Below are 18553 nucleotides of genomic sequence, written 5' to 3'. Positions count from 1 at the left end.
GGGTTCTAGCGGAGCGGCAGGCTCAGGAAGAGGCGCTCGATATCGGCTTCGTCATTGTAAACATGGGGGGATACACGCATCTTCGTGCCGCGCAGCGTGACATGCACGTCAGCGCGCTTCAGTTCCTGCGCCGCATTCGGCAAGAGCCGATCGCCGATATCGAGGATCGAGATATGAGGCGTCGGATGCCGCGGACGCACCACCGGCAGGCCGTGATTTTCCGCCTCTGCCCAGATCAGCCCGTTGAGGTGACGAAGACGCTCGAAAACGTGCTCGACCGTCCAGTCGCGGATGAGCTCCATCGCGGCGATTGCGATAGGCAGGACGGCGAAGTCGGAGCGTTCGCCCATGTCGAACCGCCGCGCGCCGGGCAGAAACTCGGCCACCGTGGCCTTGTAGAAGTCGGACCGGTCGCCACCCAGGCGATTCCATGAATGGTGTTCGAGCGTGCGTCCTCCTTCGTGCCAGCGCGGGTCGGCATAAAGGAACGCCAGACGATACGGGCCGAGCAGGAATTTGTAGGTGGCAAAGACCAGGAAATCCGGCCGGACGCGACGGACGTCGAAAGGCACCGCGCCAACCCATTGAGTGCCATCGACAACGAGGGCCGCGCTTGCCGCCCGTGCGGCTTCCGCCACGATCTCGAGGTCGATCGCCATGCCCTCGAACCAGTGGACGAGAGTGCCGGCAACGACCGCGATGGGGCGGCTGGAGGTGCGGATCGCGGATACGATCGCGCCGGTCCAATCTCCGTCGGCCGGTTGCGGAACGATGTCGACAAGCGCGCCCGAGCGTTGCGCCAGATCATACCAGACATATCGGTGCGAAGTGTGCTCGTTCTCCATGAGCAGGATAGCCGAACCCGGCGGAACCGCCACGTTGGCGGCCGCGATCGCCATGCCGTAGCTGGTGGCGGCCACGATGGCGACGTCGTCGGTAGCGGCGCCCACCATCGAGGCGGCAAGCTGCCGGGCCTGCTCCACCTCGTCGTAATAGGATGCGATAGTCATCTTCCAGGGCGCGGCTTTCACCCTGACGCCAGCCTCTCCGGCTGCGACCGCAGCGGTCGGGATCGGCGACATGTAGGCGGCGTCCAGGTAAGCCGTCTCACGGGGGATGGAAAAGAGATCGCGCTGGCAGTTCAACATGGCGTCACAACCTGAAATCGATCGAGGTACCCCGGCCGGCGTCGCGGGCGCGGGCATAGACGAGATTGGCGAGTTCGATGTCCTGGGCGGGAACACCGAGAGACCGGTAGAGCGTCAGGTCGGCGTCGCTGGTGCGGCCGGGCTTCGCGCCCGCCAGCACTTCGCCGATCTCGCCGCGAATATGGTCGCCGCCGATTTGGCCGCCCTCGATCGCCTCGACCAACTCCCCGGCGGCGACGAGCGCCATGGGCATGTAATCCACCCAGATCTTTGATCTGCGCACGCATTCGAGGTCGATCTCGCGGCATGACGCCACGCTCGCGCCGACCGCGTTGACATGGACACCACGCGGCAGCCATTCGCCCAACAGCACCGGCACCTCGGAAGATGTCGTCGTGCAGACGATGTCGGCCTCGCGAACGGCTCGACTGGCGTCGCGATGCGCATGCGCCTCGAAGCCGGCGGTCAACAGGCTCTCGGCGAAGCGCTGCGCCTTCGCAAGATCTCGACCCCAGACATGGACCACGCGGATTGGCCGCACATCGGCAATGGCCTCGACGTGCCGGCGAGCCTGCTCGCCATAGCCGAGGATCGCCAGCGTCGAGCTGCCCCGGCGCGACAGCGCCCTCGTGGCGACCGCGCTAGCCGCCGCGGTCCGCCAGGCTGTCAACTCTCCTCCGTCGATCAGAGCCGCAGGCCGCCCGTGATCCTTATCGAACAGGAAAACACCGCCGCGGTGAGACGCGAGCCCGTGCGCGAAATTGTCCGGAAATACCGACAGCACCTTCGCCCCAAACAGCGGCTGGTCGTCAAGCGCGGCATACATCAACGACAGGCAAGTGCCGGCCGCGCCCGGAAGGTCGAGCGTGCGCCTGATCTGCTGGCGGGCCGCGCCGTTTGAAGTCTTGAGCAGCGCCGCCTCGGTCACTTCAAGCGCGTCGGCCATGGTCAAGACCTGCCGGATCGTCATCTTGTCGATCAGGAGGAATTCGGTCTCGGCATTCACCGTGCAGTCTCGTCCATTCGACGACCTCCGTTTGCGCCAGGTTTCGCCGAGCGTAGCACCGCCTTCGCAAGCGGCTGCGCACGACTTTCACAACCTGGAACGAGAAGTTGCCCATGCCGGATCATGCGCCGGTAAATGCAGCGTCGCAGAGCGGCAGGCGCCGGTTCATAACTTTTGGCGATCAACGGCAGCGGCCAGTTCAATTGACCGCAATCGCCCGCCCGTTGCAATGTTTCCGGGCAATTTGAAGTGCCGACTCCGATTTCCGTCGAAATTCATCTGCAGCTGAAACGAATAAAATCGCCAATATCTGCAGTATGAATAACGCATACGAGCTTAGACGACCGGCATGATAGCAAATAAGCACATAACAATCTCGCCACTATTAGGAAATTGGTTGGCGTGAAGAGTAATATTTCTATCGGAGGTTATCCATATGCGTGTCGTGGTCATCGGTTCCGGCATCGTCGGCAGTTCCGCCGCTTATGAATGCGCCAAGGCGGGGGCGGACGTCTTGGTGCTGGAGGCCGGCAGGATAGCGGGGGGCACATCGGCGGTAAGCTTCGCCTGGACGAATGCGACGACCAAGCGGCCGCGACCCTATTTCGATCTCAATGTCGCGGGTATGCGCGCCCATCTCGAGCTGAAGCGCGACTTCGGTGTCGCTCCCTGGTTTACGCAAAGCGGCAGTTTCGATTGGCGCACAGTGTCGGAATCGATGGACGATTATTTCGAGAACTTCCGGCAGATGAAAGAATGGGGCTACGGCGTCGAGTGGATCGACAAGAAGCTGGTAGCCGAGATGGAGCCCGATATCGACGTCACGGCCATCGGTGATTGTCCGATCTCGTATTATCCGGAGGAGGGTTGGGTCGATCCGGTCCTTTATGCGGCCTGGCTTTTGCGGGCGGCGAAGGAGCGCTGGGGCGCCGAGGTGAGGGTCGATGCGCGCGTGACCGAGATCGAAACCGAAGGCGGCCGCGTCAGCGCGGTACGCACGGCGGACGGCGAGCGCCACCGTGCCGATGCCGTGGTGAACTGCACCGGCGGCTGGTCAAGCCAACGGCTCGGCGATGCCCAGGGCATCCCGCTCTCCTCGACGATCGGCGTGCTCGCCTTCACCCCGCCGGTGGCGTTGACGCTGCGCAGCCAGTTGCATGCCGACGATCTGGATATTCGTCCCGACGGCGCCGGCCGCATCATGATCCACAAGGTCTCGGTGGACCTGACCTTCAAGAAGCCGGAGACAATCAGCCCGAGCGGCGATGAGGCGAGGACGCTGCTGGAGGCAGCAAGCAAGGTCCTGCCTTCGCTTCGCGCCGCGGGCGTGGAAGCCATCCGCACCACGGTGAGGCCCTTCCCGGAAGACGGCTACACCTGTGCCGGCGCGATGCCGGACGTCGTCGGCCACTATATGGCGGTAACGCATAGCGGTGTCACCATCGGCCCGCAATTGGGCAAGGTGGTCGCCGACGAGGTCGTGCGCGGCAAGCTCCATGACGAGATGGAGACGTTCCGCCCGCAGCGCTTTTTCCAGGCGAGCGCGAAGCACGCCGCCGCCGCGCACGCATGATTTTTCTTCGAGCGCAGGCGCACGATGACGAAAATCGAAAGACACGAGAAGAACGAGCGGCTCAGCCGGATCGTCGTTCACAATGGGACGATCTATCTCTCGGGCCTCACCGCCGATGACCGGCAAGCCGATACAGCCGGCCAAACGCGACAGATACTGAAGAAGGCCGACGCCCTTCTGGGCAGGGTCGGTTCCGATCGATCGCAACTGCTGTTCGCGCAGATATGGCTGAAGGACGCCGGCGATTTCGATGCGATGAACAAGGCCTGGGTCGACTGGCTCGACGGCGCCGAACCGCCGGCGCGGGCCACTGTCGGAGCAAGCTTCGCGCTGCCCGATATCCGCATTGAGATACAGTTTACTGCGGTGAGCTGACAAGGGCGCTCTTCGGTCAAGTCAGGGATCAGCTCCGGTTTTAAAGCCGTCGCCGCGCGCGCCCCCTTCGGCCGACCAACAGAGCGCCGCCGACGCTCCACATTCCAGTCGTTAGCTCCGACATCGTCAGGTGTCGGTGCCTCGCGCCTCCATATTTTCCGACATCGCAGTAAAGCGAATCCCGCGCTCGACATTTCGGCGGGCAAACATCGCTGGAAAAAGCTGTCGGCAGCTCCAACGCCGATGCCGCCAACAAGTCGCCTGCTGCATCCACCAAAAGGTCGTGCTTTGTTCAAATCCTGGTGGGCGTCGCGGGATTGGCGCCATCCACTGGCATGAAGTGCCAGCGCAACACCTTGGCTGGACCATCAAGCCGCCTGCCCGCGAAATCAGCGTCGTCGGCCTATAATGTCATCAAGAGCTTCGATCCTTGAAGCGGTTCCAGAGATGCATGCGGTTGGCGACCTGCACGGCGACCGGATGGAACGGAACCGGTTTCATGTTGGTGACCGGCAAAGGCATCTGCTCGTCCCGGCGCCGGCCCGCTGCCCAGCGGCCGATTTCCTGGCCAAGCGACATTGCCAGTGCCACGCCGCGGCCGGAATAGACGCCGCCAAACACGAGGCCGGGCGCCAGGCGATAGAGGCGAGGCCTGCGATCAGGCACCACGGCAAAGGTGCCATGCCAGTATTCCACGATCTCCGGTTCGCCGCCGAATGCGCGAAAAGCCTTGCCCAGCATGTTCGAGACCTTGGCGCGGCCGCGGTCGGCCTCGTCGAACCAGAATGTATGCGTGCCGCCGCTCACCAGCCGGCCGTCGACGTCGTAGTGGAAATAGCGGATGTCGTTGCGCATGTCGGACACTGCGGGGTTGCCGACAAGGATCTTGGTGCGCAGGCCTTCCGGCAGCGGGTTTGTCGCGGCCTGGAAGACCTTGAACGGCATCAGTGTCTTCTTCAGCCCAGGCCAGAGGTCGCCGGTAAGCGCATTCGTGGCAAGCACCACTTCCGGCGCCGTGACGCTTCCCGTCGCGGTGAAGACCCGCCAGCCGCCGTCCACCTTCTCGATGCGAGACGCAGGGGCGTTCTCGAAGATGGTCACGCCTTCGCGCTCAAGGGCGCCGGCAAGGCCAATGGTCATGGCGAACGGATTGATGTGACCGGAATTGTGCACCATCCAGCCACCAAGATAGGGGCTGCCGATGCGCGCGGTGGCTTCGGCCTGGTCAAGCCAGGAGACATTGGCGCCGAAGGCTTTCCACTCCTCGTGGAACTGGCGCGCGCGGGCAAGCGTGGCCTCGGTGTGCGCGGGCTGGATCCAGCCTTCTTGAACCTGGTGGGCGTCGATGTTGAAGCGCTGCATCAGGCCGAAGGCGACGCCGGCCGCATCCGCGACCATGCGATTGTAGCGCTCGCCGATCGTCTTGCCGTAGACCGCCTCGAACTCCGCCGGCGAGGCCTTGGAATGGTGGGAGATGACAAGGCCGTTGTTGCGGCCCGACGCCGCCGATCCGATCTCGTTGCTCTCGAGCAGGATGACGTTGACGCCGCTGTCGCGCGCGCCGAGTGCCGCGGCCATGCCGGTGAAGCCGCCGCCGACCACCAGCACGTCCGTCCTCAGGTCGCCTTGCAGCGCCGGTGCGGCCGGGCGTCTGTTCGCGGTCTTGCGCCACAGATGCGGCGTCTTCCAGTCGACCTCAAACATGAAGGACGTCCTCGCTGGCGCCGCCGAGATAGTGTTCCCTCAGGGCTGAATGCGCGGCCATTTCCTGCGCCGGGCCATGCAGCTTCACCTTGCCGGTGTTGAGCAGGTAGGCGTAGTCGCCGCATTCGAGCGCCAGCTGAACGTTTTGCTCGACGAGCAGGATCGAAATGCCGTTGCGCGACAGGTCCAGGATGATGCGGAAGATCTGGTGGACGATCTTCGGCGCGAGACCGAGAGACGGTTCGTCCAGCATCAGAAGCTTCGGCTCGGCCATCAGCGCGCGCCCGATCGCCAGCATCTGCTGCTGGCCGCCGGACATGCGGCTGGCCATGCCGTTGCGCCGTTCCTTGAGCACCGGAAACAGCTCGAACACCTCGGCGCGCAACGCCTCGAAACTCTTTCCGCCGCGACCGATATGGGCCGCGACCATGTTCTCCTCCACCGTCAGGCGCTGGAAGATCTGGCGGCCTTCCGGGCAGTGGGTGATGCCGAGACGCACGACCTGCTCAGGGCGCATCCCGGTGATGTCGCGGCCCTCGAAGGCGATGCTGCCGGCGGTGGGCCGCGCAACGCCGGAGATCGAGTTGAGCAGCGTCGTCTTGCCGGCGCCGTTGGGACCCAGGATGACGACGATCTCGTGCGGATCGACGTCAATGCTGATGTCCTCAAGAACGCCGACGCGCCCGTATCCCGAGCTGAGCCCGGCGATCCTGAGCAGCGGCTCGGATGTCGTCGATGTCATTGGCGGTTCCCAGATAGGCGAGTTGGACGTCGGTGCTTGCTTGCACCTCGGTGGGCGTGCCCCGGAAGAGCAGTTTTCCGTGATGCATGACGATGATGCTGTCGCAGAGCGTCATGACGAGATCCATATCGTGCTCGACGACGATCATGATCCGGTCGGGCGAACGCAACGCGGTGAGTTTTGCCGTCAGCTCCGCCGTCTCGTGGTGGTTCAATCCGGCGGCGGGCTCGTCGAGCAGCAGGACGCGCGGATTGGCGACCAAGGCGCGGGCGATTTCCAGCATGCGTTGTCGGCCATAGGGCAGGCCCCCGGCATCGACGTCGGCATAGGACTGAAGGTCAAAAAACCGCAGGATTTCCATGCATTTTTCACGCCGGCGCCGGCGCTGGGCGCTGGCATAGGGTGGCCAGATCACTTCCCTCCAGGCGGCCGCAACCTCGGCGGGATAGAAACAGACCTCGAGGTTTTCGATGGCTGTCATCTGGTCGAAGAGGCGGATGTTCTGATAGGTGCGGGCAATTCCCGAATTGGCGATCTGGTATTTCTTGAGCTTGTCGAGACGCTTGCCGTCGAGCGTGATCGAGCCGGAGGACACCGTGTAGGAACCCGCCGTCATGTTGATCAGCGTCGACTTACCGGCGCCGTTCGGTCCGATGACGCCGTGGATCATGCCGGGGGCGAAGGCGGTCGACACGTCGTCGATGGCGACGACCTCGCCATACACCTTGCGAAGGCTCTGAAAGACCAGTGTCATTTTCCGAAAAGCCCCCGGATCAGTTTCTCCGGCCCGAAGCTGCGCGGCACGATGCCGGCCGGGCGCGCGATGATCAGCGAGATCATCAAAAGACCGAGGAAGAGGATGCGCCATTCGGCGAATTCGCGCAGCAGCTCCGGCAGCAGGATCAGGATTGCCGCGCCGGCGACGATGCCGAAGATGTTGCCGATGCCGCCGACCACGATCATCAGCACGATCAGCACCGATTCCTGCAGCGTGAAGCTTTCCGGGCTGACGAAACGCTGCGATGCGGCGAAGATCGCGCCGGCGATGGAGCCGATCGTGGCCGAGGTGGCGAAAGCGGCAAGCTTGGCATTGGTGGTGTTGATGCCGATGCCGCGCGCGGCGTCCTGGTCCTCGCGGATCGCCGCCCACGCCTTGCCGAGGATGGAGCGTTCGAGCCGCCAGACCACGGTGCCGACGATGAGCACGGTGATCAGCAGCAGCCAGAAGAAATCGATCGGCCGGGCGATCTGAATGCCGAGGATCGAGGCCTTGTCGAGGCGGGCAATGCCTTGCGGCCCTCCGGTCAGCCAGTCGAGATTGTTGATGATGATGCGGATGATCTCGCCGAAGCCAAGCGTGACGATGGCCAGATAGTCGCCGCGCAATCGCAACACCGGAATGCCGAGCAATATGCCGGTGATCGCGCCAAGGCAGGCGGCGACGAGCAGGATGAGCAGGAACGGCATATGCAGGCCGAGCTGGGGGCTTGCCAGCAGCCCATAGCTGTAGGCACCGACCGCGTAGAAGGCGACGAAGCCGAGATCCAGCAGTCCCGTATAGCCGATCACGATGTTCAGGCCGATGCCGAGCAGGATGTAGATCAGCAGGCTGTTGAGGACACGCACATGGTAGTTGGGCAGGAAGGGCGTGGCCACGATCAGCGCGATCGCAATGGCTAGGACGAGCCAGGAGATGGTCCGGTTCGCACGCGGCCGGGCCGTGGCCAGGGTGTCGACGGCGGCCATCAGAATTCCCTCTTGTACACGATGCTTTCCTCGGAGACGGCCTCGCCGAGTATGCCGGCGGGACGGACCAGGAGCACGAGTATGAGGATCGCAAAGGCGAGAACGTCGCGATACTCGGTGCCGAGCACGCCGTTTGTGACAATGGGCAGCAGCGCGGTTCCCCACACTTCGATGAAAGCCAGGATGAAGGCGCCGAGCATGGCGCCGGGGATCGAGCCGATGCCGCCCAGGATGGCCGCGGTGAAGGCCTTCAGCCCGATGACGGCGCCCATGCTGGGCGACATGATGCCATAATAGCTGGAATAGAGGATGCCGCCGGCAGCACCCAGCAGCGGCCCGACGAAGAACACCATCGAGATGGCGCCGTTGACGTTGATGCCCAGCAGCTGCGCGGTCGGGCGGCTTTCCGACACGGCGCGCACGATGATGCCGATACGGCTCCGGTTGACCAGGACATGCAGGCCGAACATCAGCACGAAGGCGGCGATCAGGATGCCGATCTGCATCAAGGTGATGGTGCCGCCCATCACCTGATAGCGGACGACGGGGAAGAAGCTGGGAAAGGCGACCGGCTGTGGGCCGGCCAGGATCTGCACCCCGGTGACGAGCGACAATGAAACGCCGAGCGAGGAGAGCATCGGCGCGAGCCGGGTGGAGCTTCTCAGCGGTTTGTAGGCGACCCTTTCGATGCCGACGCCGATGAGGCCGACGAGGAAGATCGCCACGAGAAAGGCCGCGGTCAGCGCCAGCGCGCCCGACATCCCGACATCGCCGACCAGCAGGCTGAGCGCCAGAAAGGCGACATAGGCGCCGAGCATGAACATCTCGCCATGGGCGAAGTTGATCATGCGCAACACGCCGTAGACCATGGTGTAGCCGAGCGCGATCAGGGCGTAGATCGAGCCGATGGTCAGGGCATTTACCGTTTGTTGGATAAGGTTTCCCAGCATGGGCCGGCGTCCTGTGCCTGCAACCCCATGGACCGGTCGAACCGGGAAGGGGAATGGTCGACGAGGCCGCCCGTACTTGCGGCAGGCACGCCCGTCAACAGGTGAGGGAGCCGCTTCGCACGTCGCGATGCGGCTCCGGCGGTCTGGCTGCTACTTCGAACCGACGAGCTTGAAGCCCGTTCCCTCCACCTTGTAGAGGTAGGATGGGGCGACTTTGAGTTCGCCGGTGTCGTCGAATTCCAGTTCGCCGACGACCGTCTTCGCCTTGACCGCATGCAATGCCGCGTTGAGGTCCTCACGCGTCAGGCCTTTCGTCGTCTTCAGCACCTGTTCCAGGATCTGGCCCTGCACATAGCCGTAGATCGAGTACGGGCCGGCTTCCTCGCCATACTTCGCCTTGTAGAGCTTGGCGAAATCGGCGATCTCGGGGGAGGCATCCATCGGCGGCACCTGGATCGCGACAAGCGTGCCCTGGATATTGGCTTCACCGGCCTGCTTGATGAGGTCCGGCGTGTAGCCGCCGTCCGGCACCATCAGCGCGGCGGCGATGCCTTGCTCGTGCATCTGCTTGGCAAACAGCGCAAGCTGCGGCATGACGGCGCCGAGATAGATCGCATCGGGCTTCTTGGACTTGATCTGGGCCAGCACGGCGGTGAAGTCCACGTCGGACGGCGCCACGGCAATGGTATCGAGGACCTTGCCGCCGCCGGCTTCGAAGTTCTTGGCGAAGATTTCGGAAATGCCCTGACCGAAGACCTGCTTGTCGTTGACGATCACGGCAGTCTTGGCGCCGAGCTTGCCCAGCGCATATTCGGCCGGCAGCAATGCCCCGGCCAGATCGTTGGCCACCGGGCGCACCATGAACTTGTAGCCCTGCTTGGTGAGAGACGGATTGGAGCCGAAGGTCATGGTCGGCAGCGTGCAGTCTTCATAGATCGGCAGCGTCGACTGGGCGACGCCGGAATTGAAGTTCACCAGGCCAAGCACGACCTTGTCATTGTCGCAGAATTTCTGGGCCACGAGCGTTCCCTCGCGCGGGTCGGCCTTGTCGTCCTGCTGGTCATAGGCAATGGTGACGCCATTGACGCCGCCATCGGCGTTCAGCTTGTCGACGTAGAGCTTGAAGCCATTGTGCCAGGTGCTGCCGAAATAGGCCTGCGCGCCCGAGAGTGGCGCGGACATTCCGACGGTGATCTGCTCGGCCATGGCCGGCGCCGCAAAAAGCGAGGCGCCCAGAAGAAGTGTGGCGATAGATTTTTTCATCATGGTTCCCCTTAGCTGCTGACTACGACAGGGGAGGCCGTTCCGGTCTTCTTCCCCGTGTAAGCCCATCGAAGCAGACAAAGAGAGCGCCGTCAAGAAAGTGTCGACACTATTGCGTTCAATTTTGTGCTCAGATATCGATTATGCGTCGCGAGCCCTTCGGCGACGCTTCAACTCGGCGCCGTTGTCGGGCGCGAAAACCTTGAGCAGCGCGTCCTTGAGCGCCTGCTGCGTGGCGGAGACGGTCATTTCGATATGTTCGCGCAACAGTTTCGCGCCGTTCTCGGCATCGCGCTTGACGGCGGCTTCGACGATGGCCGAATGGGAGGTGATCTGTGCCTTGTCATGCGAGGGGTGTTCGATCTGGATGCGCCGGATGAAGCGGATACGGGCATTGATGGAGCTGAGCTGTCCGACGAGTTCGGGATTTCCGGACAGTTCGGCGATGAGCAGATGAAAGCCTTCGTCCTCGGCCAGGATGATATCCGGAGGCTGGTTCGGGTAGACATCGACGATTGCTTCCCAATACTGCCGCAAACGGTCGATCTCGCTGTCGTCAGCGCGCTCGCACATCAACTTGAAGGCGGCGGATTCGATGATAGAGCGCAGCTCGTAGAGATCGAGCAGGCCCTCGGTGCTGAGGCTCCGGACGAAGAAGCCGCGATTGGGCGTGAGCGAAACGAAGCCCTCGGAGGCAAGCCGGTTCAGCGCCTCGCGGATCGGCGTGCGCGACACGCCGAGGCTGCGCGAAAGCTGGACCTCGTTGATGCGTTCGCCAGGCTTCAGCTTGAACTCGACCAGAAGCTTGCGGATGGTGAGATAAGCGCGTTCGCTGCTGTCGGCGCTGCGGCGCGTCTCGGCCTCGTTGGCAACGGACGAGTCGCTATCGGCGCCAGTCTCGGCTCGTTCGGTCATGAAGGTTCCAATCCGGTTTGTCTGCAGGCTGTGTCGACACTTTATGGTGCATCTTTCTTTCCCAACTTCACAGGAATGGCAAGCCACAGGTTGCAGGCTTGGGAGACAAGGCTTGGGAGACAAGGCTCGGGAGACAAGCATGATCATCGGTGTTCTTGGCGTCGGGCATCTGGCGACATCCATGCTGGCCGGGTTCCTGCGTTCCGGGATTGACCCGGCGGCAGTCATCCTGTCGCCGCGCGGCAAGGCCGCGGCACTTGCCGCCCGCCATGGTTTTCAATTGGCGGTGGACAATCGCGATCTCGTCGAACGGTCCGATGTCGTCATTCTGTCCGTGCGGCCCAGCCATGCGCCGGATGCGGTTCAAGGCTTGCCGTGGCGCGAAGGCCAGGTGGTGGTTTCGGTCTGCGCCGGGGTTCCGCTGTTACGGCTCGATGTCGCGCCCGCACGCGCTGTGCGCGCCATGCCGTTCACCGCTTCGGAGATTGCCTCCAGTCCGACGGCCTACTTCCCCGATATCGAGCAGGCGCGGGCGGTTCTTGACCGGCTCGGCCCCTCGATCGCCCTTGCCAGCGAAACGGACTTCGAGGTGGCGACGGTCAGCGCCGCCGTGTACGGCTGGGCGCAGGATCTGATCCGCAACACGGCCGATTGGTCAAGCGCCAGAGGTCTCGACCCGGCAATCGCACGCCGGCTGGCGGCAATGACCTTCGTGGCGGCCGGGCGGCTGATTGCGGAGAAGAGCGAGCCGATGGACCAGATGCTCGAAGAGCTGGTGACGCCGGGCGGCATCACCGAGCGGGGGCTGCAGGTTCTTTCGGCGCGCGGGGTGCCGGCGGCCTGGGAGGAGGCCTGCGCGGCCGTGCTCGACAAATTGACCCGATCTGGCTGATGCGCGGTCACCGCTGCGGGGCTGGTGGATAAATGTGGCCGCCGCTGGCCTGTTCGCTCGGCGTGACGGTCAGTTCGGCAATGTCGACATGGTCCGGCATCCGCAGCGCTGAGACAAGCACGGCCGCGATATCGGCCGGGCCCAGCGGCCGCTGCTCGCTGTACATGCGCTTGCGCAGGCCCTCGCGGTCGCCGTCGAAGGCCTTCAGGTAGAAATCCGTTTCCACACGGCCGGGCGCGATCTCGGTCAGCCGCACGCCGGTGCCGGCGAGATCGAAGCGCAGGATGCGGCCAGCCTGGGAGAGGCCGGCCTTGGCCGCGCCATAGGTCGTCGTGCCGGGAAACACGGCGCCGGCCGCCGTGCTTGTCAGGTTGAAGATGTGGCCACGCTTGCGCGCGATCATGCCAGGCAGCAACAGGCGGATGAGCTGCAACGGCGCGGTGAGGTTCAGCGCCACAACCTCGGCCGTCTCCTCGGCACTCTGCTCCTGAAGGGGACGCACCGTGGCCAGACCGCCGGCATTGTTCACCAGCACGTCGATTCCCGCCGAACCGAGTGCCGAGGCGATCGCATGATGGTCGCGCACATCAGCGACAAGCGGCTTGACGCGGGGCCCGAGCCGTTGCTGCAAGACCCGCAGCGCGTCATCGCTGCGCGCCAGCGCATGGACGGTCAATCCTTCGGCCACCAGACTCTCGACGATCGCGGCGCCGATGCCCTTCGAGGCGCCGGTGACAAGGGCAGTATGGTAATCCATGGTTGCTCTCCAAAGCCGCTATGATCAAAGCGCGCCGCGTTCGGTAACCGTTTTCAAAATGTCGACGAGGCCGGCCTCGCGTGCCGCCTTCAGTTCGCGCTGGCTGCGCTCTCCCACGGCTGCATCCGTCGAAGCCGTGATCGCGCGGATCGTCTCGCCGTCGAGCTTGGCATCGAGCAGCGTGTCCCAGATCGCCTGATAGGTCGGGCCATATTTGTGCAGGAAATCCTCGATGCCATCGGCGTTGAGGCTGTTGGAAATGAAAGAGCCCTGCAGCGTCCATTTCGGTCCCGGCCCATACATGAAGGCTCTATCCACGTCCTCGACGGAGGCGACGCCGTCGCGCACCAGCGCGATCGCCTCGCGCCACATGGCGCCCATCAGGCGCAGGGCAATATGACCGGTCACTTCCCGGTTGAGCGTCACCGGCTTCTTGCCGATCGCCTCATAGAGGGCGCGCGCCTGGGCGATCGCCTGTGGATCGGTCGCCTTGCCGCCGACGATCTCGACCAGCGGCATCAGATGCGCCGGGTTGAAGGGATGACCGAGCACGATGCGGCCGGGCAGGCGGCACTCGGCCTGCATTTCGGACACCAGCAGCGCCGAGGAGGAGGAGGCGATGATGACCTCGTCACCGACATGGTCTTCGATTTCGGCGAGCAGCCGGCGTTTGAGGGCCAGGTTTTCAGGGCCGTTCTCCTGCACGAAGCCGACGCCTTCGAGCGTCTCGGCGAGCGTCGGGAAAAGACGGAGCGTACCGGGCGCCGGCGAGCGTCCCTTCAACGCGTCGAGGTCGGCCATGAGGGCGGGCAACACCTCGCTGAATGCCGCCTCGCGCCGGTCGGTGGGATCGAACACGCGAACCGCATGGCCGGCATGGGCAAAGCAAGCCGCCCAGCGCTGACCGATCACGCCGAAGCCGACAATGCCGATAGTCAGCTTTTCCATCAGCCGGCCTTTCTGCCATCAAGCGCGACGCGAAAAGCCTCGTTGAGGTCGTTCCATGGAATCAGGAGATCGAGCCAGGCGCCGATCCGGCCGGCGACCAGGATTGCCTCGTCGATCAGGGCATCGAAAGGATGGCCGTCGCCCATCGCCGCCTCGAGCCGAAAAAGCAGAGCCGGCGTTTCTTCCATGTGGCAGAAGTCGCGCAGGCGGGTGCCGGTCTTGTTGAGCGCGAGCGCGGCCGTCTGCCGCCGCACGGCCTCGTCCCTGCCGCGCGCCGCGCGGATCCACCACAGCAGCTCGTGCAGCACCCGCGCTTCCGACTCCGCCGTGAAGACGGGACCGGCCGGGTGCATGATCGCGCGGGACGCGGTGACATTGCCGATATCGGCGGGACAAGCCGCCCACAACGCCTTGCGCGCGGCGATGATATCCTGCGGGAGCGGCGGCGGCGCCGACGGCTCGGCTGCGCCGCCATCCGATTGGACCAGCGTGCCTTCCAGAATGCGTCGGCCCTGATCCCGCTTCAGTGTCGCGGCGAGCTCGGCAATGCCTTCCACCGGTGCGTCAAGATGGCCGAGAACGGTGATCTCGGCATTCTCCGCCTGAAGCGGCGCGAAGGTGATTTCGAGGAACTGCCGCACCGGCCAGTAGATGAAGGCGCCGGCGCTCGCGGCGAGCACATGTGTGGCGCCCTCGACATCCTCCACGAAGGGCGCATGCCAGTAGATATGGCTGCCGGCAATCTTGGGCGTATGGAGTTGCAGGCGCATCGGCAGCGCCGACAGCAAGGCACGGCGGGTGCGGTCGGCATTGCCGCTGAGCCGCAGCGGCCAGCTTTGCCCCTCGGCCGAGAAAATCAGGTCCATCTTATTTTCCCGGATTGAAGAACGAAACGGGCTTGAGGATCTGGTTGCGCATATCGAGCAGATAGTCGGTCTCGATCACCTTGCGCCGGTAGGCCTGCCATTCCGGGTCGGCCTCCATGCGGTCGCGCCGCTCTTCCCGGTCGGCGAGGCTGTCATATTTCCACAGATGCACGGTTCGCGAGAGGTCGCCGATATGCGTCTGGAAGAAGCCGAAAGGTTCGCCCAGATAATGCCGCTGCATCGGCAGGCCGACCTCCTCGTAGAGAGTGAGGAAATGCGACAGGTTGTTCGGGCGGGCGGTGTAAACGCGGTGGTCGAAGATCATCTCTGGCACTCCTTCTGGCATCTGCTCCGGCGCCCCGGCGCCGGTCAAAATGGTCTGTCTGCCTTCAGCGGCCGACGGCTCAGCCGGCGCTTCGCACCGTCTCGGTTATCAGCCGTGCCGTGAGAGCCGGCGCCTCGATCTGCGCGACATGGCCGATGCCATCGAGAAGATGGACGGCGGCAAAGCCCGGCGCGCGCGCCGCATGGGCGACCGGGATGATGCGGTCGAGCCTGCCCCAGATGAGCCGCGTCGGGACGGCGAGTTCCGCGAGCGCGCCGCCAAGATCGAAGCCTTGCGTGCCGTCGGGGAACAGGCTTTCTGCCATCGCAGCGAGCCTGTCGCGATTGCCGGTCTTTTCGATCTGCCGCAGCGCGGCCTGCGCGTAGCCGCCCGGCAAGGCCGAGGGGTCGCCGACCATGACCGCCAGCCACCGCTCCAGCGCCTGGACGGTTGTTGCGCGGGCGAGCCCGGCAAGGAAGCCCGAATTGATCTCGGGGCCGAGCCCGCCGGGAGCGAGAAGCGTGACAGAGCGGACCGCAAGGCGGCCAAGCCGGGTGAGCGCGAGAGCCGCCGCGCCGCCGAGCGAATGGCCGACGAGATGGGCATTGCCCACGCCCATTTCCTCCAGCCGATCGGAAAGGAGGAAAGCGATCTCTTCGATGCTGCCCGCCGTCGTGGAGGCTTCACCGCCGTGGCCGGGCAGGTCGAGGCTGATTGTCTCGATCCCCGACCCGAGCAGCGGAACGACCTGCCGCCACACGGAGCGATCCGCCCCGAAGCCATGGATGAAAACCACAGGCATGGCTTGTCTGGCCACCGTCGGCGCGGCAACAGACGATGTCCGACCCGGGGCCGGCGTCCGTTGGACCGCGGCATCCTGTTGGTTCGTGCGAGCGGCAAGGGTGGCATCGATGTCGCGCTTCTTGATGCGTCCGCGCGGCCCGCTTCCCGAAATGGCGGCAAGGTCGAGCCCGGCCGCGGCGGCAAGCCGCCTTGCTAGCGGGCTGGCGATCGGGCGGCTGCCGGGCTGCCGGATGGAGGCAGAGGCTTCGTCAGCCACAAGCTCGCGCGGGTTGGCTGCCGTGGCGGCTGCTGCCGCCGGCCCGCGCGAGGCTGTCTCTCCAGCTACGGGCTTCTCGTCCGCGATCGTGCCGAGCACGGCGCCCACCGGCGCTTCCTGTCCTTCGGCGAAGAAGACGTCAGCCAGCCAGCCGTCGCGGTCGGCTTCGATTTCGGTCGCGGCCTTGGCCGTCTCGACGGTGACGACCAGATCACCGGCCTTGACTGGATCGCCTGGCTTCACCGCCCAGGCGATCACGAGCACGGCTTCCATGTATTCGCCACCGGCGCTGTCGATCGTGATCGGATGGGTTGTCATCGCCGCCTCCGTCACTTCAGCGTCTTCAGCGCGGCAGTGCGGATCTTTTCGGCATTCGGCAGCATCGCCGTTTCCAGCGGTTCGGAGTAGGGGATCGGCATGTCCGGCAGGGTGACGCGTGCGACCGGCGCGTCGAGCTCGTCAAAGGCGTGGTCCATGATCGTTGCCGAAAGCTCGGCGGCATAGCCGCAGAAGCGCCAGCCTTCATTGACCACCACGGCATGGTGCGTTTTCGAGATGGAGGCGACGATGGCGTCGACGTCGAGCGGGCGCAGCGACCGCAGGTCGACGATTTCGGCCGAAACGCCGTCAGCGGCGAGCAGGTCGGCGGCCTTCAGTGCCTCGACCACCATCTTGGAGGTGGCGAAGATCGAAATGTCGCTGCCCTCGCGCATGGTCGCGGCCTTGCCGAGCGGCACAGTCACATCGCCGTCCGGCACCTCGCCGCGAATGTTGTAGAGCAGCTTGTGCTCGAGGAAGACCACCGGCTGGTCGTCGCGGATCGCGGCCTTCAGCATGCCCTTGGCGTCAGCGGGCGTCGACGGCGCGACGACCTTGATGCCGGGTATGTGGGCAAGCATGGAATCGAGCGCCTTGGAATGCTGCGCGCCGGCACCGGCGCCGCCGCCGCCCTGCGTGCGCAGCACGAAAGGCATCTTCACCTGGCCGTTCCAGATGTAGTTGTAGATCGAGGCCTGGTTGACCAGCGCATCGAGCGTCAGCGGTATGAAGTCCGCATACATGATTTCCAGCACCGGACGGGTGCCGGTCATTGCCGCGGTCACCGCCATGGCGGTCATCGCTTGTTCGGAGATCGGGGTGTCGCGCACGCGCGTCTCGCCGAACTCCTCCATCAACCCTTTCGTCACCTTGAAGACGCCGCCATAGCGGCTGATGTCCTCGCCGAAGAGGAAGACGGAAGGATCGGCCTGCATCTCTTCGCGCAGCGCCGCGTTGAGCGCCTCGGCATACCGCATCATGGCCATGTCAGTGCGCTCCGCTGTAGGGATTGCAGGCTTCGTCGACGGAAAATTCCGGCAGGGGATCCGACAGCGCGGTCTCGAAGGCCTCGGCCACCTCGGCCTTGGCCGCCGCCTCGATGTCGGCGAGCTTGGTCTCGTCGACATCGCCAAGAAGTGCCTTGCGCGAAACCAGCAGCGGGTCGCGTGCCTTCCAGGCGGCGATGTCCTGCGGCTTCTGGTAGCCGCCCATGTCGGAGGTGGAAAAGCCTTCGATGCGATAAGTCTTGCATTCGACCATGCCGGGGCCTTCGCCGCGCCGGGCACGCTCGGTCATGGCTGACACGGCGCGGTAGACGGCGACTGCATCGTTGCCGTCGACGATCTCGGCCGGCATCGCGTAGCCGGCGGCGCGGATCGACAGATCCTCGACCGGCGACTGAACGTCGGACGGGACGGTCAGGCCGAACTGGTTGTGCTCGAGCACGAAGACGACAGGCAGCTTCCACAGCCCGGCCATGTTCATCGCCTCGTGGCAGATGCCGGTCTGGGCGGCGCCGTCGCCGAAGATGCACATGGCGACGTTGCCGGTGCCGAGGATCTGCATTGAAAGCGCCATGCCGGTTGCCGCCGGGATGCCCGCGCCGACAATGGCATTGCCGCCGATGACGCCCTTCTCGGCATCGGCGATCAGCATGTGGCCGGCGCGTCCACCGCAGGCGCCGGTGGCGCGGCCGAGGATTTCGGCGACCACGGGGCGCATGGCCATGCCCTTGCCGATATAGACCGCGTGGCCGCGATGGGTGGTGGCGACCTTGTCACCCGCCTCCAGCACCGCCGTTGCCGCGACACCGACGGCTTCCTGGCCGTCGCAGCGATGGATGGGACCGCGCGTGCGGCCTTCCTTGTGGAGCGCGCCAAGGCTCTCTTCCAGATGCCGCACCAGCAGCATGCGGCGATAGATTTCCAGGTGCTGTTCGACGGAAGGAGTGTTTTTCACTGATAT

At 64.6% G+C, this 18553-nt stretch carries 19 protein-coding genes; 3 read left to right on the top strand and 16 right to left on the bottom strand.

Annotated features, from left to right (window positions below; translation table 11 throughout):
• Positions 1-5: 5 nt before the first annotated feature.
• Positions 6-1148 carry an aminotransferase class V-fold PLP-dependent enzyme gene (locus FJ977_RS22340; protein WP_140774349.1) on the bottom strand — a complete coding sequence of 381 codons (1143 nt, stop codon included), beginning with the start codon at positions 1146-1148 and terminating at the stop codon, positions 6-8.
• 4 nt (positions 1149-1152) lie between these two features.
• Positions 1153-2154, bottom strand: coding sequence for an ornithine cyclodeaminase family protein (locus FJ977_RS22335; protein ID WP_246683254.1), 1002 nt, complete (start codon positions 2152-2154; stop codon positions 1153-1155).
• A gap of 436 nt (positions 2155-2590) precedes the next feature.
• Here FJ977_RS22335 and FJ977_RS22330 point away from each other — a divergent pair, with 436 nt between their 5' ends.
• Together FJ977_RS22330 and FJ977_RS22325 are read left to right on the top strand one after the other, a co-directional pair.
• The gene (locus FJ977_RS22330; protein WP_140774348.1) at positions 2591-3727 is read left to right on the top strand and encodes an FAD-dependent oxidoreductase; all 1137 of its coding nucleotides are present in this window, start codon (positions 2591-2593) and stop codon (positions 3725-3727) included.
• A gap of 24 nt (positions 3728-3751) precedes the next feature.
• Positions 3752-4102 carry a RidA family protein gene (locus tag FJ977_RS22325; RefSeq protein WP_140774347.1) on the top strand — a complete coding sequence of 117 codons (351 nt, stop codon included), beginning with the start codon at positions 3752-3754 and terminating at the stop codon, positions 4100-4102.
• Between the two features lie 414 nt (positions 4103-4516).
• On the opposite strand, the gene FJ977_RS22320 is transcribed toward FJ977_RS22325, so the two are convergent.
• From FJ977_RS22320 to FJ977_RS22290, 7 genes are all read right to left on the bottom strand, one after another.
• Positions 4517-5806 carry an FAD-dependent oxidoreductase gene (locus tag FJ977_RS22320; protein ID WP_140774346.1) on the bottom strand — a complete coding sequence of 430 codons (1290 nt, stop codon included), beginning with the start codon at positions 5804-5806 and terminating at the stop codon, positions 4517-4519.
• On the bottom strand, positions 5799-6548 hold the full coding sequence (locus FJ977_RS22315; RefSeq protein WP_140774345.1) for an ABC transporter ATP-binding protein: 750 nt from the start codon (positions 6546-6548) through the stop codon (positions 5799-5801). The genes FJ977_RS22320 and FJ977_RS22315 overlap by 8 nt, the downstream gene beginning before the upstream one ends.
• Positions 6472-7302, bottom strand: a complete 831-nt coding sequence (locus FJ977_RS22310; protein WP_140774344.1) for an ABC transporter ATP-binding protein — start codon at positions 7300-7302, stop codon at positions 6472-6474. Before FJ977_RS22310 ends, FJ977_RS22315 begins: the two co-directional genes overlap by 77 nt.
• Positions 7299-8294 carry a branched-chain amino acid ABC transporter permease gene (locus tag FJ977_RS22305; RefSeq protein WP_140774343.1) on the bottom strand — a complete coding sequence of 332 codons (996 nt, stop codon included), beginning with the start codon at positions 8292-8294 and terminating at the stop codon, positions 7299-7301. Before FJ977_RS22305 ends, FJ977_RS22310 begins: the two co-directional genes overlap by 4 nt.
• Positions 8294-9244, bottom strand: a complete 951-nt coding sequence (locus FJ977_RS22300; protein ID WP_224620706.1) for a branched-chain amino acid ABC transporter permease — start codon at positions 9242-9244, stop codon at positions 8294-8296. Before FJ977_RS22300 ends, FJ977_RS22305 begins: the two co-directional genes overlap by 1 nt.
• Positions 9245-9394: 150 nt before the next feature.
• Positions 9395-10507 carry a branched-chain amino acid ABC transporter substrate-binding protein gene (locus FJ977_RS22295; protein ID WP_181180015.1) on the bottom strand — a complete coding sequence of 371 codons (1113 nt, stop codon included), beginning with the start codon at positions 10505-10507 and terminating at the stop codon, positions 9395-9397.
• Between the two features lie 141 nt (positions 10508-10648).
• Positions 10649-11422 carry a GntR family transcriptional regulator gene (locus tag FJ977_RS22290; RefSeq protein ID WP_181180014.1) on the bottom strand — a complete coding sequence of 258 codons (774 nt, stop codon included), beginning with the start codon at positions 11420-11422 and terminating at the stop codon, positions 10649-10651.
• A 139-nt stretch (positions 11423-11561) separates the two neighbouring features.
• Between FJ977_RS22290 and FJ977_RS22285 the strand changes: the two genes are divergently transcribed.
• Positions 11562-12314 (top strand): NAD(P)-binding domain-containing protein, encoded by a 753-nt coding sequence (locus FJ977_RS22285; RefSeq protein ID WP_181180013.1) that lies wholly within the window; start codon positions 11562-11564, stop codon positions 12312-12314.
• A gap of 7 nt (positions 12315-12321) precedes the next feature.
• Here the strand turns inward: FJ977_RS22285 and FJ977_RS22280 are convergent, their stop codons facing one another.
• From FJ977_RS22280 to FJ977_RS22250, 7 genes are all read right to left on the bottom strand, one after another.
• Positions 12322-13071 carry an SDR family oxidoreductase gene (locus FJ977_RS22280; protein ID WP_140774339.1) on the bottom strand — a complete coding sequence of 250 codons (750 nt, stop codon included), beginning with the start codon at positions 13069-13071 and terminating at the stop codon, positions 12322-12324.
• A 24-nt stretch (positions 13072-13095) separates the two neighbouring features.
• The gene (locus tag FJ977_RS22275; protein WP_140774338.1) at positions 13096-14019 is read right to left on the bottom strand and encodes a 3-hydroxyacyl-CoA dehydrogenase NAD-binding domain-containing protein; all 924 of its coding nucleotides are present in this window, start codon (positions 14017-14019) and stop codon (positions 13096-13098) included.
• Positions 14019-14885: a hypothetical protein gene (locus FJ977_RS22270; RefSeq protein ID WP_140774337.1), complete on the bottom strand. Its 867-nt coding sequence runs from the start codon at positions 14883-14885 to the stop codon at positions 14019-14021. Before FJ977_RS22270 ends, FJ977_RS22275 begins: the two co-directional genes overlap by 1 nt.
• A 1-nt stretch (position 14886) precedes the next feature.
• Positions 14887-15210: an NIPSNAP family protein gene (locus FJ977_RS22265; RefSeq protein ID WP_140774336.1), complete on the bottom strand. Its 324-nt coding sequence runs from the start codon at positions 15208-15210 to the stop codon at positions 14887-14889.
• 79 nt (positions 15211-15289) lie between these two features.
• Entirely contained in the window at positions 15290-16588 is a 1299-nt protein-coding gene (locus FJ977_RS22260) for an alpha/beta fold hydrolase (RefSeq protein WP_140774335.1), read from the bottom strand.
• 11 nt (positions 16589-16599) lie between these two features.
• Positions 16600-17574, bottom strand: a complete 975-nt coding sequence (locus FJ977_RS22255; RefSeq protein ID WP_140774334.1) for an alpha-ketoacid dehydrogenase subunit beta — start codon at positions 17572-17574, stop codon at positions 16600-16602.
• Position 17575: 1 nt separating this feature from the next.
• Positions 17576-18547: a thiamine pyrophosphate-dependent dehydrogenase E1 component subunit alpha gene (locus FJ977_RS22250; RefSeq protein WP_140774333.1), complete on the bottom strand. Its 972-nt coding sequence runs from the start codon at positions 18545-18547 to the stop codon at positions 17576-17578.
• Between the last annotated feature and the right edge of the window lie 6 nt (positions 18548-18553).

This window comes from Mesorhizobium sp. B2-1-3A (genome assembly GCF_006442655.1).
In the GTDB taxonomy this organism is placed as follows: Bacteria; Pseudomonadota; Alphaproteobacteria; order Rhizobiales; family Rhizobiaceae; genus Mesorhizobium.
The sequence above is the reverse complement of the archived record's forward strand: the minus strand, read 5'-3'. Positions and strand labels throughout refer to the sequence as shown.